The sequence below is a fragment of the Neisseria lisongii genome (assembly GCF_028463985.1).
GTDB classification, from domain to species: Bacteria; Pseudomonadota; Gammaproteobacteria; order Burkholderiales; family Neisseriaceae; genus Neisseria; species Neisseria lisongii.
Genome location: NZ_CP116766.1, coordinates 1,158,570 through 1,181,509, shown reverse-complemented (window position 1 = coordinate 1,181,509; position 22,940 = coordinate 1,158,570). Strand labels below are relative to the sequence as shown.

Here is a 22,940-nt window from a genome sequence, read left to right as displayed (position 1 = left end):
CATTCCCCTTCCCAAAAACTCTCAAAAAACTCCCCCGCTCTTTCACTCCCCACTCAAAACCTCCACCACCGCCTTGATTTTCGGTTGTAAATGCTGTTTTTTCTGCCACAGGACATAAATCGGCTCTGAATCAGGTTCGTAGTCGGTGAGTACGGGGACAAGCAAGTCTTGTTGGATGTAGGGCTCTACCAGCCAGTCGGGGAGTTGCACCAGCCCTAAGCCTGTCAGGGCGGATTGTAGACGAGCGTCGCCGTCGTTCATTTGGTGTCGCACGTTCACGGCAAAGGGCGTGGATTCGCCTTTTTCGTTGTGTAACAGCCAGTGGGTTTGGTTGCCACTGATGCAGCTATGCTGGCTCAGTTGTGTGGGCGTTTGAGGCGTGCCGTGGCGGTTGAGATAAGCGGGGGCGGCACAGATGCGGTTTTGATTTTGCCCGATTTGGCGGGCTATGATGTCGCTCAAATCGCCAAGCAAGCCAAAGCGGACGCTCAGGTCAATCTGTTCGGCGATCAAATCGGTTTTGCGTTCTTCAAAACTCACATTCAGCCGTAATTTCGGGTGCTGGTTTGCCAGTTTGAGCAGTTTGGGCAACAGATGAATCCGCCCGTAAATGTTGGGCAAATCAATCCGCACTTCGCCAACGGGTTCTTGCTGTTCATTGCACAGCAGGCTTTGCACCTGTTCCATTTCGTCCATCATCCGCCGACAACTCGCCAGCCACACTTCGCCTTCACGGGGCAGGGTCAGCTTGCGGGTAGATCGGTGAAAAAGTTGCGTGCCGAGCCGTTCTTCTAAACGGGTAATACTTTTGCCCACAGCCGAGCCTGTCATTGCCAGCTTTTCGCCCGCCCCGCTAAAACTGCCCGTTTCTACGGTCGCCAAAAATTCTTCAATACCTGCAAATTTGTCCTGCATTTTTTTCACCTTAATTATGGAATTATTTTCCATAATAAGTGGAATTATGGCTAGTTAATCAAATTTTTGGAATGAAATATACTACACACCATCAAAAAAACAATGTGAGGTAAATGAAATGAATCCGAAATATGCCCCCTTATTTGAACCCTACACCCTTGTATATCCAACTTCCAGTATCATAACAAGCAACACCCGCCCGGCCGCCACCCGTGCGCACCCAAGGTTCAACAACCGCTGTGTAGCTTAGGGAAGCCGGGCAACCCATCAACACAACCGGACAGTTGCCCGACAACACAACCGAATGCAAGACAGGTTTATGATGAGTGCCCAAAACTACGACGGTATCGACATTGCCAAACGAAACTTCGTTATCGGCATCACGTCTTCCAAAAAGACCAAAACCGAGACCAACAACCAAAAAGGCTTTCTCCACACCATCGAATACCTGAAAAAACATCAGGTCTCACTGGTTGTGATGGAAAGCACCGGCGGACTGGAAATCCCATTGGCCAAAGCACTGCACCGGGCAGGATTCAAAGTCATCATTGCCAATCCCCGTCAGACGCACCAATTCGCACAGTCGCAATCACTCACCAAAACCGATGCGGCCGATGCCAAAATGTTGGCGTTTTACGCACAGGTAATCACACAAAAGCCCGATTGGGAACGGCAGCTCTATACGCCGCCGAGTGAGGCAGAAGAAATCCTCGAAGCCTTAATCAGCCGCCGCACTCAACTGGTTGAAATGCGCAGTGCCGAAAAAAACCGTTTGCAGCAGGTACATGAAACACAGATTCAAAGTGTTGAAGCACTGATCGCACATTTCGACATACTGATTGCTGCTTTGGACAAACAGATCGAAGAACATAACGACACTCATTTTGGCGACAAAAGCAGTCTGCTGCAAAGCATCAAAGGTATCGGTCCGACCACTGCGGCGACCTTATGTGCGATGTTGCCGGAATTGGGCAGAGTATCGCATAAACAGATTGCCGGTTTGGTAGGTGTCGCCCCTTATGTGAAAGAAAGCGGCACAATGAAGTTTAAAAGCCGCTGTTTCGGCGGGCGCAGTGCTGTACGCAAAACGCTGTATATGGCGGCGATGGTGGCGGCACACTACGAACCGAGGATTAAGGACTTCTACCAACGTCTGCGTTTGCGGGGTAAGCCGTACAAAGTGGCGGTAACGGCCTGTATGCGTAAGCTGCTGACGATTCTGAATGCGATGATGCGGGATCGTTTGGCGGCAGTGAGTGCTGTTTGATCATGTTGAAGTATTGCCGGTTTTGTTCAGACCGGCCTTCAGACTAACCGTTTTTGTATTTTTGCCCGACGGGGTGAAAAATACAGTTGCTACAAGTATCGGATTAAATTGTATGGATTATTCAGTTAATCCACTATATTTGAGTTTTCAGACGGCCTTGTTGTTTCACGATAACTGTTGCAGGGCGGCGAGGGCGGTGTTCATGCGTTGCCGGTGGTTGCCTTGCAGCAAAGTGTAGGGAATGCGGTGGTTGTCGAGAAAGGTTTGGAAACATTGGAAAACGTGTTCCCGCTCGTTGGGTTTGTCCCGCAGGTCGTCGGCGACCCACGGCACATCAATATCGGTGAGGAAAATCATGCCGTAGCGGTGGTTGAGGGCAGCGGCTTGGATTTCGGGCAGGCATTTGCCGTGGTAGAGTTGGGAATATACCGCCAGTTCAATCATGCAGGTGTCGCAAAACAGAAAATTATCGGTTTGTTGCGCCAGCCGGTTTTCTTCTGCGATTTGACCGAGGGCGATGGGTAAAATGTCGTCCCAGCCGCAGCTTTGGCGCTGTTCGTCCCATTTTTGCTGGCAGTAGCGGCGCATGTATTCCGGCACCCATTGGCTGTCGAAATGGCGGGCGAGGGCTTGGCAGAGGGTGGTTTTGCCGGTGGATTCGGGGCCGACTACGGCTATGCGGACGGCGTTGCCGCCTGATTGTGCAAGTAGGTTTTCCATTGGCGGTATCCGCGTAGGGCAATCAGGGTGAAAACGAAATACTGCAAGGCGCTGAACAGCAGGCCTTTGTGGTAATAAAGGGGGACGGATACGGCATCGGCAACAATCCACACCAGCCAATGTTCGATTTTGCGTTCCGCCATCAGCCACATGGCGACCAGAAACAGGGCGGTGGTGAAGATGTCGGTGTAGTCCGTCCACACAAACTGCGCCCAGCCCAATTCCACGCCGCTGAAGCTGAAACCGTTTTGCAGATAAGGTTTGAACCAATACACTGCGCCGACAAACAGCAGGCTGAACAGGCTCAATCCGGCGCAGATTTTAGCGTCTTTGCGGGTAAACGGCGACACAGAAAACGCCGACTGCTGCGCCTGCTGCTGCGACCACTGCGTCCAGCCGTAAATGCTCAACACAGTGTAATAGGCGTTAATCAGCATATCGCCGTAAAGGCCGTACACCCACAGCAGCCAGACAAAACCGGCGGTGCTGACGATACCGACGGGAAAGGCGGCGAGGCGGCCTTTGCCGACCAAAACCACGCTGGCCATGCCGAAAATCACGGCGACCAGTTCCAATACAATCAGCGAGGCGGAAACGCCTTGATATTGGGCAAACAGCGTGTCGAGCCAAGCCATTATCGAACGCTCGGTAAGCGGGCGGACAGCGCCGCCTGCTGGTGCTGCACCAATTCGGCAATGCCTTTTTGTCCCAACGCAATCAGTTTGCCCAATTCTTCGACGCTGAACGGCGCACCTTCCGCCGTGCCTTGGATTTCAATGATTTTTCCCGAGGCGGTCATCACAATATTGACATCGCTGTCGCAGCCGGAATCTTCGGGATAATCCAAATCCAGCAGCGCTTCGCCGCCGACCACGCCCACCGATACGGCGGCCACGGCTTCCCGAATCGGGTTTTCGCTGATGAGGCCGTCTGAAAACAGCTTGTCCACCGCCATTTGCAGGGCGACAAATGCGCCGGTAATCGAAGCGGTGCGGGTGCCGCCGTCCGCCTGAATCACATCGCAGTCAATCAGAATCTGGCGTTCGCCCAGTTTTTCCATATCGACCACGGCACGCAGCGAGCGGCCGATTAAACGCTGGATTTCCTGCGTGCGGCCGGACTGTTTGCCCGCTGCGGCTTCACGTTTCATGCGGGATGCAGTGGAGGCGGGCAGCATACCGTATTCCGCCGTAACCCAGCCCTGACCTTTGCCCCGCAGAAACGGCGGCACGTTTTCATCAATCGAAGCGGTGCAGATGACTTTGGTGTTGCCGAAACAAATCAGCGCCGAGCCGTCGGCGTGCGGCAGAAAATCCGCAGTAATGCTGATCGGGCGCAGGCTGTCGGCGGAGCGGGCGGTGCGTTGGGACATGGGTGTTCCTTTGGGAAAATCAATCGAATGGCGGTAATTATAGCCTAAACAGCGGCAGGCCGTCTGAAAAGCGTTTTGCTTGGCGGCAGAAATCCGCTTTGCTCGTTTTAGCTTCGCTGAAACTTGCTTTGCTCGTTTTAGCTTCGCAGAAATTCGCTTTGTTCGTTTTAGCTTCGCAGAAACTCGCTTTGTTCGTTTTAGCTTCGCAGAAACTCGCTTTGCTCGTTTTAGCTTCGCAGAAATTCGTTTCACTCATTTTCAGACGGCATGATAAACCGTCCGGCAAAAAATCCGTTTCCGGCGGCGTTTGGGGCGGGTTTTGGCGGGCATTTTGTGTTATATTTAACACATTATTGAGTCCCACACGGAGTGTAGAAATATGGCTACCCGAAAAACTGCTGCAGTCGAGCCAACCGCCGAAGCGGCGGTTGAGCAGCCGGTGAAAACCGCTGCAAGAAAACCTGCGGCAAAAACCGCCGTCCGCAAAACGGCGGCGAAGCCGTCTGAAAAAGCGGTGAAACAGCCCGCCGCTAAAAAGCCCGTTGCCGGCAACGTCCGCAGCATGACGGGTTTTGCCAATCAAGCCGCAGAAACCGTGCAGAAACGGATTAATCTGGAACTGCGGGCGGTTAATCACCGTTATTTGGACGTGCAGTTCAGAATGCCCGAAGAGCTGCGTTTTCTCGAAGGTGAATTGCGGGAACTGATTGCCGCTGCGGTGGCACGGGGCAAGTTGGAATGCCGGATTCAGGTGCAGGATATTGCCGCCGCCGAGCAGAGCGTGAATCAGGATTTGGTGGCGCAGCTGGCGCAGTTGAACAAACAGTGGCGCAAGCAATACGGTTTGGCGAAATTGAGCGTGGCCGAAGTGCTGCACTTTCCGGGTGTGTTGGCGGGAAAAAGCGAAAGTACGGAAACGCTGGCGGCTGCGGTCAAAGATTTGCTGGCACGCACTTTGAAAGATTTTGATGCCGCCCGCCTGCGGGAAGGCAAAAAACTGGGCCAGCATTTGCTGCAGCGTCTGGAGGCGATGACCGAAATCGTGGACGGTTTGAGCGGCCGTTTCCCGCAACTGTTGGAAACGCATATGGAAAAAGTCCGCAGCCGTCTGAAAGAAGCGGTCGGCAATATCGACAACGAGCGTTTGCAGCAGGAATTTGCCCTGTTTATCCAAAAAGCCGATGTCGATGAAGAGTTCAGCCGTCTGAAAACCCATATTGCCGAAGTGCGCCGCATTGTCGGCGAAGGCAAAGGCGGCATCGGCAAGCGTTTGGACTTTTTAATGCAGGAATTAAACCGTGAAGCCAATACTTTGGGCAGCAAAGCGATTGCCGCCGAATGCACGCAGGCTTCGGTGGAACTGAAAGTGTTAATCGAACAAATGCGGGAACAGGTGCAAAACATCGAATAAATACGGCGCAGGCAGGCAACCTGCGGCACTTCGGGGCGGCAGGTTCTGCATTTTAAAGGCCGTCTGAAAAGCAGTTTTAGCTTCGCAGAAACTCGCTGCACTCGTTTTGGCGAAACCTACGGTTTTCAGACGGTATCGGCAATGAATATCCAATCATTAAAGGACAAATATGAGTCAAGACAAAACATGGTCGGGCCGCTTTAACGAGCCGGTGTCCGAATTGGTTAAAAAATATACCGGATCGATCGATTTCGACCAACGGCTGGCAAAATGGGATATCCAAGGCTCGCTGGCACACGCCCAAATGCTGACGCAGGCGGGCGTGTTGAGCAGCGAAGATTTGGCGGCAATCCGCCAAGGCATGACGGAAATCCTTGCCGAAATCGAAGCGGGCAAAATCGAATGGTCGCTGGATTTGGAAGATGTCCACATGAACATCGAACGCCGCCTGACCGACAAAATCGGCGATGCCGGCAAACGCCTGCACACCGGCCGCAGCCGCAACGACCAAGTCGCTACCGATATCCGCCTGTGGCTGCGCGACCAAATCAGCGATATTCAAAACCTGATTCAAAACCTGCAATCGGCGCTGGTCGAGCTGGCAGAGAAAAACGCCGCCGTGGTCATGCCCGGCTTCACCCATCTGCAAGTGGCGCAGCCGGTGAGCTTCGGCCATCACATGCTGGCCTATGTCGAAATGCTCGGACGGGACTTCGAGCGTATGGCAGACTGTCGCAAGCGGGTAAACCGTATGCCTTTGGGCGCAGCGGCGCTGGCGGGAACAACTTACCCGATTCAGCGTGAAATCACCGCCGAGTTGCTCGGTTTTGAACAAATCTGCCAAAACTCGCTCGATGCCGTGTCCGACCGTGATTTCGCCATCGAATTTACCGCTGCTGCCGGTTTGCTGATGATTCATTTAAGCCGCTTGAGCGAAGAATTGATTTTGTGGATGTCGCCCCGATTCGGCTTTATCGATATTGCCGACCGCTTCTGCACCGGCTCGTCCATCATGCCGCAGAAGAAAAACCCCGACGTGCCGGAACTGGTGCGGGGCAAAGCAGGCCGGGTTATCGGCCATCTGAGCGGCTTGTTGCTGCTGATGAAATCGCAGCCGCTGGCGTACAACAAAGACAATCAGGAAGACAAAGAACCGCTGTTTGACACCGTGGATACGCTGATTGACACGCTGCGGATTTATGCCGACATGATGCGGGGCGTAACCGTGAAACCGGAAAACATGCGTGCCGCCGTGATGCAGGGTTTTGCCACCGCCACCGATTTGGCAGATTATCTGGTGAAAAAAGGCATACCGTTCAGAGATTCGCACGAAGTTGTCGCCCAAGCCGTACGCCATGCCGAGCAACACGGCGTGGACTTGAGTGATTTGCCGCTCGACGTATTGCAGGGCTTCAGCAGCTTGGTTGCCGAAGATGTGTATGAAGTACTCACCCCCGAAGGCAGCCTCAACGCCCGCAACCACTTAGGCGGCACAGCGCCGGAACAAGTGCTGAAGCAAGTAGCACGCTGGAAAGCGTTGCTGGCTCAGTAAAAAATCACCGAACGCCGTTTGCGTTTGATAATACAGGCCGTCTGAAAATCGGGAAAGCGGATTTTAGCTGCGCAGAAACTCGCTTTGCTCGTTTTCAGACGGCCTGAAACTAAAAAAAGCCATAAACGAAACATCAGTTTATGGCTTTTTATTTTACGGCGGACTATTCACCCCAAGATTTACAGATGGGCGGCGTGTTCGCGGGTTTCGTGGAACACGATGTCCGGCCAGCGTTCTTGGGTCAGCCCTAAATTGACACGGTTGGGGGCGAGGTAGGCGAGGTTGCCGCCGGCATCGATGGCGAGGTTACCGGCATTGGCTTTTTCAAATTCCGCCAGTTTTTTCTTGTCGTCGCACGAAACCCAGCGTGCCGACCAAATCGATGCGTTGTCGAACACGGCTTCTACGCCGTATTCCGCCGCCAGTCGTGCGGTAACGACTTCAAACTGCAATACGCCGACTGCGCCCAAAATCAAATCGGCACCGCTGTGCGGTTTGAACACCTGCACTGCGCCTTCTTCGCCGAGTTGCTGCAGGCCTTTTTGCAGTTGTTTGATTTTCAGCGGGTTTTTAATGCGGACGCTGCGGAAAAGTTCCGGTGCGAAAAACGGAATGCCGGTAAATGCGAGTTGTTCGCCTTCGGAAAAGCTGTCGCCGATTTGGATATTACCGTGGTTCGGAATGCCGATGATGTCGCCGGCGTAGGCTTCTTCGACCAGTTCCCGATCGTGCGACATAAACGTTACCACGCTGGAGGCGGCGATGTCCCGATTGATTCGCAGGTGTTTCATTTTCATGCCCCGCTCGAATTTGCCGGAGCAAACCCGCAGAAAGGCGATGCGGTCGCGGTGTTTCGGGTCCATATTGGCTTGGATTTTGAACACGAAGCCGGAGAATTTTTCTTCGGTCGGCTCAACCGTACGCACGGTTGCGTCCCGCCCTTTGGGTGCAGGCGCCCAGTCGATCAGGGAGTTGAGGATTTCCTGAATGCCGAAGTTGTTGATGGCCGAGCCGAAAAACACCGGCGTGAGTTCGCCCGCCAGAAATTCGTCTAAATCAAATTCGTTGGAAGCGGCCTGCACCAATTCGATTTCATCACGCAACTGTTGGATTTCCAATGGAAAACGCTGTTCCAGTTCGGGATTGTCTATGCCTTTGATGATGTCGAACTCGTGCGGCAGACGTTCGCCGCCCGCTTCAAAGAGGTAGATTTCATCATTGAGAATGTGGTACACGCCTTTGAAGTTTTTGCCCATGCCGATCGGCCAGGTAACAGGCGCACAGCGGATTTTTAAAATATTTTCCACTTCATCCAAGAGTTCCAGCGAGTCGCGCACTTCACGGTCGTATTTGTTCATAAAGGTAACAATCGGCGTGTTGCGCAGGCGGCAGACGTTTAAGAGTTTGATGGTTTGCGCTTCCACGCCTTTGGCAGCGTCAATCACCATCAGGGCGCTGTCCACGGCGGTTAATACCCGATAGGTGTCTTCGGAAAAGTCTTGGTGGCCGGGGGTGTCCAGAAGATTGACGGTGTGGTCTTGGTATTCGAACTGCATGACGGACGAGGCCACGGAAATGCCCCGCTGTTTCTCGATTTCCATCCAGTCGGAGGTGGCGAATTTGCCGGTTTTTTTGCCTTTGACCGTACCGGCGCTCTGAATCGCACCTGAAAACAGCAGCAGTTTTTCGGTGAGCGTGGTTTTACCGGCATCGGGGTGGGAAATAATGGCGAACGTGCGGCGCTGGCGCACTTGTTCAGGAATGTTTGACATAAGTGGTTCTTATCTGAAAATAAATGTGGTATTGCCGTCTGAAAAAGGCGGCGGCAGGGCAGGCATTGTACAAAAAAATGCTTGAAAATTCAATGTTCGGCAAGATAAGGCCGTCTGAAAACGGGCGGGGTGGATTTTATCGTGAAATAAGCTCAAAGCACGACAGCGTGCCGTACTATGTGTCCGGTCTTCGGCTCGCCTTGTATTGTTTTGGGCTTATTCCACTATCGTGAATCCACTTTAAAAGTATTACAGCGTTGGCTCGCCTTGTCGTACTACCTGTACTGTCTTCGGCTCGCCGCCTTGTACTACTTTTAAAGTGAATCCACTATAGCCCCGCAGAAATTCACCGTGTTCGTTTTCAGACGGCCTTGCCTTGGGCGGCAACACTCGGTTTACGCCGCCCGCCCGCATTCAAAGCTGCTGCTGCGATAATCAGCAGTACGCCGAGATATTGCGGCAGGCTCAACTGTTCGCCCAGCAGCGTGGCGGCAAGCAGGACGGCGGTAAACGGCTCAATCACGGTAAACACAGCGGCACGGGCGGCAGGCATTTTTTCCAAGCCTTTGATAAACAGGGTGAAAGCGGATAGTGTGCCGATAAAGGACAGGGAAACGGCGGTCAGCCAGATATGCGGTTCGGCGGCGGCCAGTTGTCGGAATGTCTGATGTGTGGCGGGGAAGGGCAGCAGCACCAAGCCCGAAACCACAATCGAAGTAAACAAGACCGCCATCGGCTGCACGCCGCTCATGGCGGCTTTACCGAGTACGCCGTATAAAGCGTAGCAGATGCCCGAACCCAAGCCGATGATAATGCCCAATAAATCCAAACGGATACCGCCGCTCATCGTCAGCGCCACGCCGCTGACGGCCACCGCTGTGAGCAGGGCGGCTTTGGGGGTGATGGCTTCGCCCAGCAAAATGCGGCTGAACAGCAGACTCCATGCGGGCGATGTGTAGAGCAGGGCGACCGCCAGCGCCGAGCCGACACGGGTGATGGCAATAAAATAAAGCAGGCTCATGCCCAATACGCCGATTAAGGATTGCGCCACCAATACCGGCACTTGTCGGCGGTTGATGGAACGCAGCAGCGGCCGGAAATAGGGAAACGCCGCCAGCAGAATCAGGGCGGCAATCAAGATTCTGAGCATGGCAATCTGAATGCCGTCGAAACCGGCACGGTTTAACATCGTGCCGAAAAAGCCGAGTGCGCCCCAGCAGACGGCAGCGGCAATAATCTGCAGCATACCGAGGGTTTGCCTGTTCATGTTGTTCTCCTTGTGTAGAAATTTTTATCGTTTATAGGGTTATTTCACTATAGGTGAAACACCGAATTTTCTATACAAAAGCAGGCGTAGGTTGTGGTTAGCGAGGTACGAGCGTAACCCAACAAAATCTTATGTTTCAAGGTGTTTCCAATTGTGTTGGGTCTAGACCCAACCTACGCCCTGTTTAAAAAACGTATGAATTATTCAGTATATTCACTATATATTCATTAATATTATAAATGGCTTTGGATTTTTTTTATGTTGCCCTATATTTTTCGTATTCGGATTTTCAGACGGCCTATTTTCAGACGGCCTGATGCTGCTGTTTAGCGGAACAGTTTGGGAAACCGTTTGCGCGAAGCGTTGAGATATTGGTCGTAGGCTGTGGCATATTGTGCTTTGGGCAGACCCGCCAATACGCCGATATGGGCGGCGGCGGATTTTGCCAAGGGTTCGAGCGTGTAGCCGCCTTCCAATACCGAAACGATTTTACCGCTGCATTCCGAAGCAGCCTGAATAATTTTGTGCGTCAGCCACGCATAATCGGCTTCATGCAGATTCAGACGGCCTGTTTCGTCTTGGCGGTGGGCATCGAAACCAGCGGAAATCAAAACCAGTTCGGGCTGGAAGCGTTTGAGCGCCGGCAGCCATTGGGTGCGGATGATTTTGCGGAAACGGCGGCTTCCGGTGCCGCGCAGCAGCGGCGTGTGCAGCATGTTCGGATTGGTTCCCCGCTCGATATTGCCTTCGGGAAACGGGAACAAATCGGTTTCAAAAGTGTTGAGAAACAGGATACGGGGGTCGTCTTTGAAAATCTCGGTGGTGCCGTCGCCGTGGTGGACATCGAAATCGACCACGGCAACCCGTTTCAGACGGTATTCGGCGATGGCGTGCATGGCACCGACGGCGATGTTGTTGATCAGACAAAAGCCGCCCGATTTGCTGCTGTGGGCATGGTGGCCGGGCGGACGCACGGCGCAAAAGGCGTGGTGGGCTTTTTTGGCAATCACCAGATTCACCGCCTGCACCACGGCTCCGGCGGCAAAACGTGCCGCCGAAAGCGATTGGTGGCTCATCACCGTATCATCGTCAATGCGGTAGATTTTGCCTTCCTGCGGCTGGTTGGCTTCGAGTCGGCTCAGATAATTGCGGGGGTGTACCAGCGCCAACTGTTTGTCTTGAACTTCGACTGCTTCGATGTTTTGCAGATACGGCCAGATTTTCTGTTCTTTCAGCGCCGTCTGAATGGCGGCAATCCGCTGCGGCGAATCGGGGTGGTCTTTGCCGGGGCTGTGCTGCATGAAAATGGGGTGCGAAACCCAAGCCATGCGGGCGTGCCGGCCGAAAAGGCGGCGCAGGAAAGTGCGTAAACGCTGAATGGTTTTCTTCATGAACGGGAACACGGAGGCGGCTCTGAAGTGCCGTTTTCAGACGGCCTGACTGCTAATTATGGTTAATAAATGCGGAAATACTTGGAAAATTTCCGCCCGACCTTTAGAATAACCTAATTTTTGGGCTGAACCAACCGGAAATTGCTGCAATATTTCCGGCGCAGCCCGATTTTCTGAAATTTACTACTTGAAAGAATGGAAAAACGATGGAACAGAATATGCTGACCCAATTTGCACCGCTGGTTTTGATTTTGCTGGTGTTTTACTTCCTGATTATGCGTCCCCAACAAAAGAAATTCAAAGCGCACCAAGCCATGCTGGCAGATTTGAAAGCGGGCGACAAGGTGTTGTTGGCTGCGGGTTTCAAAGGCAAAATCACCCAAGTCGGCGAACAGTTTTTCACCGTTGAAATCGGCAACAACGTGCGTGTAGAAGTAGAACGCAACGCCATCGCCAGCAAAGTGGAATAAGCCCGCAAGCGGGAAATAAGCCGCCTCTGTCTGCAAGAGTGCGGCTGTTTGTCTTGGTTAAAGTCAGATACGGCGTGCCGCACAGTTTGAGGCCGTCTGAAAATCGGGTATGCCGACTGTTTGACTGAATCTGAAACGGAAAAAGATTATGAACCGTTATCCCTTATGGAAATACCTGCTGATTGCACTGACGATTGTGCTGGCGGTGGTGTATTCCCTACCCAACCTTTTCGGTGAAACGCCGGCGGTGCAGGTTTCGACCAACCGCCAGTCGATTACCATCAACGAGCAGACGCAGAACAAAGTGGCATCCGCCCTGCAGTCGGCACACATCGCAACCGACGGCATGTTTATCGCCGACAATTCGCTGAAAGTCCGCTTTAAAGATACTGAAACCCAGCTCAAAGCCCGTGATGTGATTGAAAACACTTTGGGTGAAGGCTACATTACCGCCTTAAACCTGCTGGCGGACAGTCCGGAATGGATGACCCGCATTAAAGCCAACCCGATGTTTTTGGGCTTGGACTTGCGCGGCGGTGTGCATTTCACCATGCAGGTGGACATGAAAGCGGCAATGCAGAAAACGTTTGAACGCTATGCGGGCGACATCCGTCGGGAGTTGCGCCGCCAGAAAATCCGTATCGGTGCCATCCGCCAAACCGACAACGCTTTGAATGTGCCGTTTTTAGACGAAGCCGATGTCGGCAAAGCCTTGCCGGTGTTGCGCAAACATTTCCCCGAAGCCACGATTAACGGCGAGGGTAGCCATATTGTGCTGACGCTGTCGGAAGATGCCGTAAACAAAGTACGTACCGATGCCGTGAAACAGAATATTTCCACGCTGCACAACCGTGTCAATGAATTGGGCGTTGCCGAGCCGGTGATTCAGCAGTCGGGTGCAGACCGCATTGTGGTTCAGCTTCCGGGCGTACAGGATACCGCCAAGGCCAAAGACATCATCGGTCGCACCGCTACGTTGGAAGTGCGCATGGTGGAAGACGATCCGAGCAAAGTCGAAGCGGCTTTGAACGGCAATGTGCCGAGCGGTTACGAATTGCTGTACAGTGCCGGCGAACACCGCAGCGCCACGTTGGTGAATAAACAGGTCGAGCTGACCGGCGACAACATCAACGATGCCCAACCGGGTTTTGACGACAAAGGCGCACCGGCGGTCGATATTAATCTGGACAGTGCCGGCGGCAGCATTTTCGGCGAACTGACCACCCAAAATGTCGGCAAACGCATGGCCATGGTATTGATTGATCAAGGAAAATCCGAAGTGGTTACCGCTCCGGTAATCCGCAGTGCCATTACCGGCGGACGGGTGCAGATTTCCGGCAGCATGAATCAGGCGGAAGCCAGAGATACGGCACTGCTGCTGCGTGCCGGTTCGCTGGCAGCGCCGATGAATATTGTCGAAGAACGCACCATCGGCCCGTCTTTGGGTAAAGAAAACATCGAAAAAGGCTTTCATTCCACGCTGTGGGGTTTTGTCGTAGTGGCGCTGTTTATGGTGGTTTACTACCGCCTGATCGGTCTGTTTTCTACTATCGCCCTGACCACCAATATTCTGTTTCTGGTGGCGATTCTGTCGGCGTTGCAGGCGACCATGACCTTGCCGGGCATTGCGGCGCTGGCGCTGACGCTGGGTATGGCCATCGACTCCAACGTATTGATTAACGAGCGTATCCGTGAAGAATTGCGTGCCGGTGTGCCGCCGCAACAGGCGATCAACCTCGGTTACCAACACGCATGGGCAACGATTGTCGATTCCAACCTGACTTCGCTGATTGCCGGTATCGCCTTGCTGGTGTTTGGTTCAGGCCCGGTGCGGGGCTTTGCCGTGGTGCATTGCTTGGGTATTTTGACTTCGATGTATTCATCGGTTGTCGTGTCCCGTGCATTGGTGAACCTGTGGTACGGCCGCCGCCGCAAGCTGCAAAACATTTCCATCGGTGCGGTATGGCGGCCGAAAGCCGAAACCGCTGCGGCGGATAAGGAGTAAAACATGGAATTATTCAGAATCAAACGGGATATTCCGTTTATGAGCTACGGCAAACTGACGACTTTTATTTCGTTGGTTACCTTTATCGCCGCCGTCTTTTTCCTCGTTACCAAAGGCCTGAATTTCTCGGTAGAATTCACCGGCGGTACGGTGATGGAGGTGCAGTACCAACAGGGGACGGATGTCAATAAAACCCGTGAAAAACTGGACACGCTGAAGATCGGCGATGTGCAGGTTCAGGCACTGGGTTCCAACAAACACATCATGATCCGCTTGCCGAATAAAGAAGGCATCAGCTCGGCGCAGCTGTCGAATCAGGTGATGGATCTCTTGAAACAGCAGCAGCCTGACGTAACCCTGCGCCAAGTCGAATTTATCGGCCCGCAGGTCGGCGAAGAATTGGTAACCAACGGCCTGCTCGCCTTGGGCGTGGTGGTTGCCGGCATCATCATCTACCTTTCCATGCGCTTTGAATGGCGTTTCGCCGTATCCGCCATCATCGCCAATATGCACGACATTGTGATTATTCTCGGTTGCTTCGCCTTCTTCCAATGGGAATTTTCGCTGACCGTATTGGCGGGCATTTTGGCGGTATTGGGCTATTCGGTAAACGAATCGGTGGTGGTGTTCGACCGCATCCGGGAAAACTTCCGCAAACCATCGATGCGCGGCCACAGCGTACCGCAGGTTATCGACAACGCCATTACATCGACCATGAGCCGTACCATCATCACCCACGGCTCGACCGAAGCAATGGTATTGTCCATGCTGATTTTCGGCGGCGCAGCGCTGCACGGCTTCTCTATGGCACTGACCATCGGCATCGTATTCGGCATTTACTCGTCGGTATTGGTTGCCAGCCCGCTGCTCTTAATGTTCGGCCTGAATCGGGAAAACATTTCCAAACCGCCGAAGAAAAAAGAAGAAGTGGTGGTATAGTTTGAACAAAACAAAAAGGACACAGCTTTTGAGGCTGTGTCCTTTTTGTTTTGGGAATAATCATATTGAGGCCGTCTGAAAATCGGGTTTCTACTGTCGGAAAGAAAAAACGATATGGAATGTCGGCTGCTCAGTCGTGCAAAATCGAGTCCACTATATCTTGCACTTCTTCGACAATATAAGTGGGAGCGGTTTCAATTTTTTGTGCCGAACGTTCTCTAAAATCAACAATCCGTACCTGATGACCCAATACAATGCCTTGGGTTTCACAAGGTGTACCGAGTAGCGATACGGCAAATCCGTTATTGCGTGCAAGGTCGGCGTTTCCTTGGGTAATTGGCGCAACCATTGCAAAGCCCAAGCGGTGAAATACTTTGCTGCTTAACACCAAAGCAGGGCGGTAGTTGCCTTGAATTTCCTTACCGACGGTGGGATTCAGATTGATTCGGATAATGTCGCCACGGTCAAAAATACGGGTACTCATTACCAACTCTCTTTTCCGGCAGGCGGCATATTTTCCCAAGCAGGGTCGGGTTGCAGTTGTTCCAAATCGGTCATGTTGATTCGTTCGGAAAGGGATAAACGTGGTTTGCGGTGTGTTTCTTTCGGAATAATGCTGAGTTTGACGGAACAATCATCAATTTGCTCAAACTCAACATAATCACCAAGGTTCATGGGTAAAGAATCGGTTAGAGATTTGGGTAGGCGGATTGCTTTGCTGTTACCCCATTTTTTGATTTCAATTCGCATAGGATACACTCCATGTATCATTTAGTGATACATGGAGTGTAGGGTAAGACAGCTTGGAAGTCAATCAAAACAAAAATGCCAAGGCCGTCTGAAAACCATATTTTCAGACGGCCTCAACGTTTTCCGTTACGCTTCTGTTTTGGCTTTCAAACCAATGACGGCTACGGCGGCAATCAGAATAATTACGGCGGCACCGGCGTAAAGATCGTTTTTCGCCCAGCCTTGATCCAGCAGCAAACCGGCGGCAATCGGCGATACAATCGAACCCAAGCGGCCGACACCGATGGCGATGCCCACGCCGGTGCTGCGGAAATCGGCGGCATACAGGGTCGGATTGATGGTGTAGAGTCCGGCGATACAGCCGTTCATCAATGCACCGATAATCACGGCAAACACAAATGCCAGCGCCAGCGTTTGGGCGGATAAAAAGCAGAACACGGCTGCGGCAGAGCAGACAGCAAAGGCCGCCAATACGCTGCGTGCTGAGCGGCGGCTTGCCAACAGGCCGAACAGCAGCGAACCCAGTGCGCCGCCGATGGAAACCGCCATGCCCAAAGACTGGCTCTGGGTTTTGGCCATACCGGCCTGTTCCAGCAGCGCCGGTGTCCACGAGCTGACAAAATAATAGGCAGACATCACGCAGACAAAAGCCAGCCAGCAGAGCAATGTGGTTTTGCGGTAGGCCGGTTCAAACAGGCGCAGCAGCGATACTTTCTGTTTGACGCTGCGGTCGGTTTCCGGGAATGCCCATTCGCCGTGCAAACCGATTTTGGCGGCAATTTTGTTTAACCGTTCGCGGGCGTGCGGCGGGCGTTTGCCCAATAAAAAATCCACCGATTCGGGCAACAGGGCAATCAGTGCCGCCACAGCGGAAAAGGTCAGCGCTGCGCCGACCAAAAACACCGAACGCCAGCCGTAATTCCCCTGCAGCAATACCGCCGACATACCGCCCAACATAGCGCCGATGCCGAATCCCGAAGCATATATTGCAATCGCCAGCCCCCGCCATTTGCGGTTGGCATATTCGCTGACCAATACATTGGTGCAGGGCAAAATCCCGCCGACACCCAAGCCGGTAATCACCCGCCAGCAGGCAATGCTTTCCAAGCTGTGGGAAAAATACGTCATCAACATGCCGACAGCAGAGAGCAGGGTTGAGAAAATCAGCAGCGGCCGACGGCCGAAACGGTCGGCGTGCGGTGCCAGTAATACCGACCCCGCCGCCATGCCGAACAGCCCGGTGCTCATCAGCGTACCGATTTGTGCGCCGCCGAGATCCAATTCCGCCTGAATGCTTTTGGCGGTAAACGCCACCGCCAACACATCGAAACCGTCCAACATATTCAGTAAAAATGTCAGCCCCACCACCAGCCATTGATAGCCGCTCATCGGGTGATCGGCGATTTTTTGTCGTAAATCCATAAATCCCTTTCTTATTTTGTTTGCCTTGTTATGCCGCACAGCTTGAACCGTACGGCAAAAGGGCTACACTATAATCATATTGCCGCATTCAGGCAAATGCGAAAAATTCGGTTTGATGATGAAACAGATTCATTTAAGCCGTCTGAAAACCCGATTTTCAGACGGCCTCGGTGCAGTTTTTTGTATTTAGTCAAATTACAAATCATATTGCTTTAGTATAATCACTCTTTTTTTATTTCAGACGAAAACGGCTGGAAAACGGCGTATTTTTAGAAAAAGTTAAACGTAAAACTGCAAAATACGCTGTAAGCGGATAACAGGGAAATCGCCGATAGTGTTTGTTATTAAGTGAATAATAGACAGAATTTTTACCGGAATAGGGTGGGAAATCACGGCAAAACGGCTTTAGTGTGAACAGGAAAAAATAATAAACAGTGAATATTATATTGAAATTTTACTACATTAAAAAATGTAATCGATATGTTTAAGAAATTTTACAAGAAAAAATCTTGCATTGCCGCAGGGATTGCGGCATAATTCGCTTCGTTAGCTGGTTCGAGTAGTCAGTTAATAGTTTCTCCTCTATTTCTCCTTTGTAGACTTGGCACACATTCTTGCGAATGTGTGCATTTTTTTTGCGTGAAATTTGTGGGAAAGGGCGGTTTTCTTTATTCAGAAACCTGCTTACTGGTGAATTTAATTTAAAAATAGGACAAGGCGGGCCAATGCAGTAATGCTTTTAAAGTGAATTCACTATCTCATTTTCAGACGGCATACCGTCTGAAAATGGAAAGGCTTATGCGGGCGTGGTAAAATATGTCCAAACGCAGCTTGCGGCTGCGGATTGTTTTATTCTGAATAAAATCAACACTATTAAAGAAATTATCATTAAGGAATACACACCATGAGAATGCTTCATACTATGCTGCGTGTCGGCAATCTGCAAAAATCTTTAGACTTTTACCAAAATGTTTTGGGTATGCAGCTCTTACGCCGCAAAGACTATCCCGAAGGCCGCTTTACGCTGGCGTTTGTCGGCTACGGCGACGAGGCCGACCATACCGTGTTGGAACTGACCCACAACTGGGATACTGAAAGCTACGATTTGGGCAATGCCTACGGCCATATTGCGATTGAAGTGGACGATGCTTATCAGGCGTGTGAAAAAGTCAAAGAAAAAGGCGGCAAAGTCGTACGCGAAGCCGGTCCGATGAAACACGGTACCACCGTGATTGCTTTTGTGGAAGACCCAGACGGCTACAAAATCGAGTTTATCCAGAAAAAAAGCGGCAGCGATTCGGTTCAATATGCCGAAAACTAAACCTTGTGCTTGAAATGCAATCGGTTAGGCCGTCTGAAAATTTAAGCGGAGCGGAATTTCTGCATCATTTTCAGACGGCCTCGTTTATTTTGCCGCAGTGTTTGTCATCGGTGGCAGATTTGCGTTAATATGTTGCCTTAGCAGTCGGGGTGCAGACGACAACAAGTCTGCTGAGATGATACCCGTGAACCTGATACAGTTAATACTGGCGTAGGAAACTCATGAACAGCACAGGCAACCCGTTTTTCTCGGCACACATTCCCCTTTTCAGGCGGAATGTGTGCCGTTTTTGCTGTCTGATGCCGTCTGAAAACGGGCAAAGCAGAATTTCTGCAAAGCCCGGCCGCATGGTCTTATCCACATGCCTGCGCCGTTGCCACAAGGAACAATATCGATGAACGCTTTTTCTTTTGCACAGGCGCTGACCATTGCCGGATCGGATTCGGGCGGCGGGGCAGGCATTCAGGCGGATTTGAAAACCTTTCAAATGTGCGGCGTGTTCGGCACCAGCGTGCTGACCGCCGTAACCGCCCAAAATACCACCGGCGTGTCGGCAGTGCAGATGCTGACAACCGACATCGTGCAGGCGCAAATCCAAGCCGTGCGGGAAGATTTCCAAATCCGAGCCTTTAAAATCGGTATGCTGGGAACAGCGGAAATCATCGAATGCGTGGCCTCGGCGCTGGCGGACAAACCGTTCGGCATCATGGTGCTCGATCCGGTGATGATTGCCAAAGGCGGCGCACCGCTGTTGCAGGATTCGGCAGTATCCGCCATGAAACGGCATTTGTTGCCGCTGGCGGATATTCTGACCCCGAACCTTCCCGAAGCCGAAGCACTCACCGGCATGGCCATCCGCACCCGCAGCGATGTTGAGCGTGCCGGACGCTTATTGCAGGAAGCGGGTGCAAAAAATGTGGTGATTAAAGGCGGCCATCTCGACAACAGCCAAAGCCGCCAATGCACCGACTGGCTGTTTTTGCAGAACGACATCATCGAACTGGCGGCGGAACGCTACCCGACGCAACACACCCACGGCACCGGCTGCACCTTCTCCGCCTGCGTGGCGGCAGAAGCGGCAAAAGGGGCGGATACCGCAACGGCAGTGCAGACGGCAAAACGCTTTATCACCGCCGCCATCAGCCACCCGCTGAACATCGGCTCGGGACACGGTCCGGTCAATCATTGGGCGTATCACAGCAGCAACGGCGGCTATCCGGCGCAAGTGCCGCAGGACAAACAGGCCGTCTGAAAAACGGGCAAAGCAGATTTTTATACAGTTATCGTGGCAAATTTAAATCAGGACAAGGCGACGAAGCCGCAGACAGTATGTGTAATACGGCAAGGCGAGGCAACGCCGTACAGGTTTAAATTTGCCACGATAAAACCGCTTTTGATTTTCAGACGGCCTCACAAGGAACATCACCATGAAACCGAATCAGCCGCAAACCATGCGGGACATGCTTAATCTTTATCTGGTCGCCGGTACGCAGGATTGCCGCCATCTGGGCGGCACGCCGCAGCAGAATCTGCTGTCGGTATTGGAACAGGCTTTGCGCAGCGGCATCACTTGTTACCAGTTGCGGGAAAAAGGTGCCGGTTCGCTGCAGGATAAGGCCTTGATTCAGCAACTGGCGGCGGAATGCCGGACATTGTGCCGTCAATACGGCGTACCGTTTGTGTTGAACAACGATGTCGAGGCCGCCATCGAATGGGGCGCAGACGGCGTGCATATCGGGCAGAAAGACATGCCGCTGGCGCAGGCGGCGGATTTATGCCGAGGCCGGCTGTTTATCGGCATTTCCAACAACAGTTTCGACAATATTCTCAACAGCCGCCAAATCAACCGTGCCGACTATTTCGCCTGCGGGCCGCTGTTTCCCACCCAATCCAAGCCCGATGCCGCAGCGCCGGTGGGTATTGATTTGGTGCGGCGCATCCGTGCCGCCGGAATTACTCAGCCGCTGGTCGCCATCGGCGGCATTAAAGCGGCACACGCCGCCGAAATCCGTGCCGCCGGTGCAGACGGCATCGCCGTGATTTCCGCCATCACGCAGGCGGAAGATGTGGCGGCGGCCGTGCGGGCGTTGTTGGCAAAATAGCGGAATGTTTCCGCTGCGGCGGTAAATTTTCTCCGAAAGGAATTCTGATGAAAAAATACGATATTGCGATTATCGGCGGCGGCCTGTTCGGGCGTATGGCGGCGTGGCGTTTGGCGCAGTCGGGTTGGAAAACCGTGTTGTACGAAGCATCGTCGCCGCTGGGCGAAAACAGTGCCGCCTACGTTGCCGCCGCCATGCTGGCACCTTTGGCGGAAGCCATCGATGCCACGCCGCTGGCAGTGTCGCTCGGTTATCAAAGCCTGACTTTATGGCAGCAGTATCTGGCACAAATCGGGCAACCCGTTTTTCATCAGCAAAACGGCAGCCTGATGGTGTGGCACACGCAGGACGAGCCGCTGGCGGAGCGTTTCAGACGGCATCTGCTGCGGGCGCACGACGGCGAAACGGTGTGGCAGGAATGGACGCAGCACGAGATTGCCGCACAAGAACCTCAACTGGCAGGACGTTTCCGCAAAGGCCTGTATTTGCCGCAGGAAGGGCAGTTGGACAACCGCCAAACGCTGGCGGCGCTGCTGGCGGCGGCGCAACAGGCAGGTGCCGAATGCCGTTTCGGTGAAGCCGCCGACCCCGAAACCGCTCGTGAGCAGGCGCAATGGGTGTTGGATTGTCGGGGTTTTGCCGCCAAAGAAACGTGGAATACCCGTTCGCAAAGCCGCCTGCGGGGGATTCGCGGCGAAGTGGCAAGGGTGTTTGCGCCGGAAGTGTCGCTCAACCGCCCCGTACGCCTGCTGCACCCCCGTTATCCGCTCTACATTTGCCCGAAAGAAAACCATGTGTTTGTAATCGGCGCAACCCAGCTTGAAAGCGAAGACGGCGGCGCAGTATCGGTACGCAGCAGCTTGGAGCTGTTTTCCGCCCTGTATGCCGTGTGTCCCGCATTCGGCGAGGCGAGAGTGCTGGAAACCGCCGTCGGCCTGCGCCCGACTCTGCAACACGAAAACCCCGAAATCCGCTGTCTTCCCGATACGCAGACCATCGAAATCAACGGCCTGTTCCGCCACGGCTTTATGATTGCCCCCGCTGTGTGCGAAACCCTGTTGCAGGGCATGAATAATCTTGCGGCAGGCAAGGCATTTTCAGACGGCATGAACAAAGAACGGCAGAGCATGGTTACGCAGATTTGAGGCCGTCTGAAAACCGCAGGTTTCGCTAAAACGAGCGAAGTGAGTTTCTGCGCAGCGAAAACACGGTTTGGCAGAAGATACTGAAAAGGAACACCATGAACATTATCGTAAACGGAAAACCCGCCCTGTTTGACGGCGGCAGTTTGCAGACCTTATTAACGCAGCAGGCGATGCAGCCGCCGTTTGCCGTGGCAGTCAATACCCGCTTTGTGCCGAAAAGCCGCTACGCCGAAACCCTGTTGCAAGAGGGCGATCAAGTGGAAATCGTGCGGCCGGTGGTCGGCGGTTGAAAGGAGGAAAAATGATGGACGGACTACATTTATATGGCGAACAGTTTGACGGCAGACTGCTGCTGGGAACGGCAGGCTACCCGACTTTGGACATTCTGCACCAAAGCGTGCAGGCGGCGAAACCGGCGATGATTACCGTTGCCCTGCGGCGGCAGGGCGCAATGGATGCCGCCCACGGCGAAGGTTTGTGGGCGCTGCTGCGCCAATGGCAGATACCGCTGTTGCCCAATACCGCCGGTTGTTTGAGCGTGCAGGAAGCCGTAACCACCGCCCAAATGGCACGGGAAGTGTTTGAAACCGACTGGATCAAGCTCGAATTAATCGGCGACGATGCTACTTTGCAGCCCGATGTGTTCCAACTGTGCGAAGCCGCCGAAATCCTGATTCGGGACGGCTTCAAAGTATTGCCGTATTGCACCGAAGACCTGATTGCCTGCCGCCGCCTGCTGGACGCAGGTTGCCAAGCCCTAATGCCGTGGGCGGCACCCATCGGCACAGGTTTGGGCGTGGTGCATGAGTATGCCCTGAAAGTATTGCGGGAACGCCTGCCCGATGTGCCGCTGTTGATTGATGCCGGTTTGGGATTGCCGTCGCACGCCGCCGCCGTGATGGAATGGGGCTACGACGGCGTATTACTCAACAGCGCCGTTTCCCGCAGCGGCAATCCGGTTTTGATGGCACAGGCATTTGCCCAAGCCACCGCCGCCGGTCGCACCGCCTTCGCCGCCGAACCGATGGTACCCAGTAGCCAAACCCGTGCCAGCACGCCGACAGTCGGCCAGCCGTTTTGGCACAGCGAGGATTATTGATTATTAAGGTTGGGATTGAA

General features: G+C 53.2%; 24 protein-coding genes and 1 riboswitch. Of the genes, 12 read left to right on the top strand and 12 right to left on the bottom strand.

What is annotated here, in order from left to right:
* Window positions 1–42: 42 nt before the first annotated feature.
* Window positions 43–915 (bottom strand): LysR family transcriptional regulator, encoded by an 873-nt coding sequence (locus tag PJU73_RS05295; protein ID WP_237091534.1) that lies wholly within the window; start codon window positions 913–915, stop codon window positions 43–45.
* A gap of 304 nt (window positions 916–1,219) precedes the next feature.
* Between PJU73_RS05295 and PJU73_RS05290 the strand changes: the two genes are divergently transcribed.
* Entirely contained in the window at window positions 1,220–2,182 is a 963-nt protein-coding gene (locus tag PJU73_RS05290) for an IS110 family RNA-guided transposase (protein ID WP_443094070.1), read from the top strand.
* Between the two features lie 165 nt (window positions 2,183–2,347).
* Here PJU73_RS05290 and PJU73_RS05285 read toward each other — a convergent pair whose 3' ends face one another.
* From PJU73_RS05285 to PJU73_RS05270, 4 genes are read right to left on the bottom strand one after another with little or no spacing between them, the layout of a single operon-like run.
* Complete coding sequence (locus tag PJU73_RS05285) at window positions 2,348–2,902, bottom strand: AAA family ATPase (protein ID WP_237090651.1); 555 nt, start codon at window positions 2,900–2,902, stop codon at window positions 2,348–2,350.
* Window positions 2,857–3,537 carry a nicotinamide riboside transporter PnuC gene (gene pnuC / locus PJU73_RS05280; protein ID WP_237090650.1) on the bottom strand — a complete coding sequence of 227 codons (681 nt, stop codon included), beginning with the start codon at window positions 3,535–3,537 and terminating at the stop codon, window positions 2,857–2,859. Before pnuC ends, PJU73_RS05285 begins: the two co-directional genes overlap by 46 nt.
* Window positions 3,537–4,274 carry a ribonuclease PH gene (rph, locus tag PJU73_RS05275; RefSeq protein ID WP_237090649.1) on the bottom strand — a complete coding sequence of 246 codons (738 nt, stop codon included), beginning with the start codon at window positions 4,272–4,274 and terminating at the stop codon, window positions 3,537–3,539. The genes pnuC and rph overlap by 1 nt, the downstream gene beginning before the upstream one ends.
* Before the next feature lie 37 nt (window positions 4,275–4,311).
* Window positions 4,312–4,560: a pentapeptide repeat-containing protein gene (locus tag PJU73_RS05270; RefSeq protein ID WP_237090648.1), complete on the bottom strand. Its 249-nt coding sequence runs from the start codon at window positions 4,558–4,560 to the stop codon at window positions 4,312–4,314.
* A 276-nt stretch (window positions 4,561–4,836) separates the two neighbouring features.
* Here PJU73_RS05270 and PJU73_RS05265 point away from each other — a divergent pair, with 276 nt between their 5' ends.
* Entirely contained in the window at window positions 4,837–5,685 is an 849-nt protein-coding gene (locus PJU73_RS05265) for a YicC/YloC family endoribonuclease (protein WP_237090664.1), read from the top strand.
* A gap of 169 nt (window positions 5,686–5,854) precedes the next feature.
* Window positions 5,855–7,237 carry an argininosuccinate lyase gene (gene argH / locus PJU73_RS05260; protein ID WP_237090647.1) on the top strand — a complete coding sequence of 461 codons (1,383 nt, stop codon included), beginning with the start codon at window positions 5,855–5,857 and terminating at the stop codon, window positions 7,235–7,237.
* Here the strand turns inward: argH and PJU73_RS05255 are convergent.
* The 4 genes from PJU73_RS05255 to PJU73_RS05240 all read right to left on the bottom strand — a co-directional run bounded on the left by PJU73_RS05255 (window position 7,231) and on the right by PJU73_RS05240 (window position 11,667).
* Entirely contained in the window at window positions 7,231–7,371 is a 141-nt protein-coding gene (locus PJU73_RS05255; protein ID WP_237090646.1) for a hypothetical protein, read from the bottom strand. The genes argH and PJU73_RS05255 overlap by 7 nt on opposite strands.
* A gap of 45 nt (window positions 7,372–7,416) precedes the next feature.
* On the bottom strand, window positions 7,417–9,009 hold the full coding sequence (locus tag PJU73_RS05250) for a peptide chain release factor 3 (RefSeq protein ID WP_237090645.1): 1,593 nt from the start codon (window positions 9,007–9,009) through the stop codon (window positions 7,417–7,419).
* Between the two features lie 361 nt (window positions 9,010–9,370).
* A complete protein-coding gene (locus PJU73_RS05245) occupies window positions 9,371–10,276 on the bottom strand; it encodes a DMT family transporter (RefSeq protein ID WP_237090644.1) in 906 nt (301 codons plus the stop codon).
* A gap of 326 nt (window positions 10,277–10,602) precedes the next feature.
* Window positions 10,603–11,667 carry a histone deacetylase family protein gene (locus PJU73_RS05240; RefSeq protein WP_237090643.1) on the bottom strand — a complete coding sequence of 355 codons (1,065 nt, stop codon included), beginning with the start codon at window positions 11,665–11,667 and terminating at the stop codon, window positions 10,603–10,605.
* Between the two features lie 218 nt (window positions 11,668–11,885).
* On the opposite strand from PJU73_RS05240, the gene yajC reads away from it, so the two are divergent.
* The 3 genes from yajC to secF all read left to right on the top strand — a co-directional run bounded on the left by yajC (window position 11,886) and on the right by secF (window position 15,081).
* Window positions 11,886–12,137, top strand: coding sequence for a preprotein translocase subunit YajC (gene yajC, locus PJU73_RS05235; RefSeq protein WP_307727534.1), 252 nt, complete (start codon window positions 11,886–11,888; stop codon window positions 12,135–12,137).
* A 148-nt stretch (window positions 12,138–12,285) separates the two neighbouring features.
* Complete coding sequence (gene secD, locus PJU73_RS05230) at window positions 12,286–14,142, top strand: protein translocase subunit SecD (protein WP_237090641.1); 1,857 nt, start codon at window positions 12,286–12,288, stop codon at window positions 14,140–14,142.
* Window positions 14,143–14,145: 3 nt separating this feature from the next.
* Window positions 14,146–15,081, top strand: a complete 936-nt coding sequence (secF, locus tag PJU73_RS05225; RefSeq protein WP_237090640.1) for a protein translocase subunit SecF — start codon at window positions 14,146–14,148, stop codon at window positions 15,079–15,081.
* A gap of 130 nt (window positions 15,082–15,211) precedes the next feature.
* On the opposite strand, the gene PJU73_RS05220 is transcribed toward secF, so the two are convergent.
* From PJU73_RS05220 to PJU73_RS05210, 3 genes are all read right to left on the bottom strand, one after another.
* Window positions 15,212–15,565, bottom strand: a complete 354-nt coding sequence (locus PJU73_RS05220) for a type II toxin-antitoxin system PemK/MazF family toxin (RefSeq protein ID WP_237090639.1) — start codon at window positions 15,563–15,565, stop codon at window positions 15,212–15,214.
* Entirely contained in the window at window positions 15,565–15,831 is a 267-nt protein-coding gene (locus PJU73_RS05215; protein ID WP_237090638.1) for an AbrB/MazE/SpoVT family DNA-binding domain-containing protein, read from the bottom strand. Before PJU73_RS05215 ends, PJU73_RS05220 begins: the two co-directional genes overlap by 1 nt.
* 126 nt (window positions 15,832–15,957) lie before the next feature.
* The gene (locus tag PJU73_RS05210; RefSeq protein WP_237090637.1) at window positions 15,958–17,253 is read right to left on the bottom strand and encodes an MFS transporter; all 1,296 of its coding nucleotides are present in this window, start codon (window positions 17,251–17,253) and stop codon (window positions 15,958–15,960) included.
* A 904-nt stretch (window positions 17,254–18,157) separates the two neighbouring features.
* Here PJU73_RS05210 and gloA point away from each other — a divergent pair.
* The 6 genes from gloA to PJU73_RS05180 all read left to right on the top strand — a co-directional run bounded on the left by gloA (window position 18,158) and on the right by PJU73_RS05180 (window position 22,920).
* Window positions 18,158–18,574: a lactoylglutathione lyase gene (gene gloA / locus PJU73_RS05205; RefSeq protein ID WP_237090636.1), complete on the top strand. Its 417-nt coding sequence runs from the start codon at window positions 18,158–18,160 to the stop codon at window positions 18,572–18,574.
* 135 nt (window positions 18,575–18,709) lie between these two features.
* A riboswitch (TPP riboswitch) is annotated at window positions 18,710–18,808 on the top strand.
* 160 nt (window positions 18,809–18,968) lie between these two features.
* Complete coding sequence (gene thiD / locus PJU73_RS05200; RefSeq protein WP_237090635.1) at window positions 18,969–19,826, top strand: bifunctional hydroxymethylpyrimidine kinase/phosphomethylpyrimidine kinase; 858 nt, start codon at window positions 18,969–18,971, stop codon at window positions 19,824–19,826.
* A gap of 175 nt (window positions 19,827–20,001) precedes the next feature.
* The gene (gene thiE / locus PJU73_RS05195) at window positions 20,002–20,676 is read left to right on the top strand and encodes a thiamine phosphate synthase (RefSeq protein WP_237090634.1); all 675 of its coding nucleotides are present in this window, start codon (window positions 20,002–20,004) and stop codon (window positions 20,674–20,676) included.
* A gap of 47 nt (window positions 20,677–20,723) precedes the next feature.
* The gene (locus PJU73_RS05190; RefSeq protein WP_237090633.1) at window positions 20,724–21,821 is read left to right on the top strand and encodes an FAD-dependent oxidoreductase; all 1,098 of its coding nucleotides are present in this window, start codon (window positions 20,724–20,726) and stop codon (window positions 21,819–21,821) included.
* Between the two features lie 95 nt (window positions 21,822–21,916).
* The gene (gene thiS, locus PJU73_RS05185; RefSeq protein WP_237090632.1) at window positions 21,917–22,111 is read left to right on the top strand and encodes a sulfur carrier protein ThiS; all 195 of its coding nucleotides are present in this window, start codon (window positions 21,917–21,919) and stop codon (window positions 22,109–22,111) included.
* A gap of 14 nt (window positions 22,112–22,125) precedes the next feature.
* A complete protein-coding gene (locus tag PJU73_RS05180) occupies window positions 22,126–22,920 on the top strand; it encodes a thiazole synthase (RefSeq protein WP_237090663.1) in 795 nt (264 codons plus the stop codon).
* Window positions 22,921–22,940 lie beyond the last annotated feature (20 nt).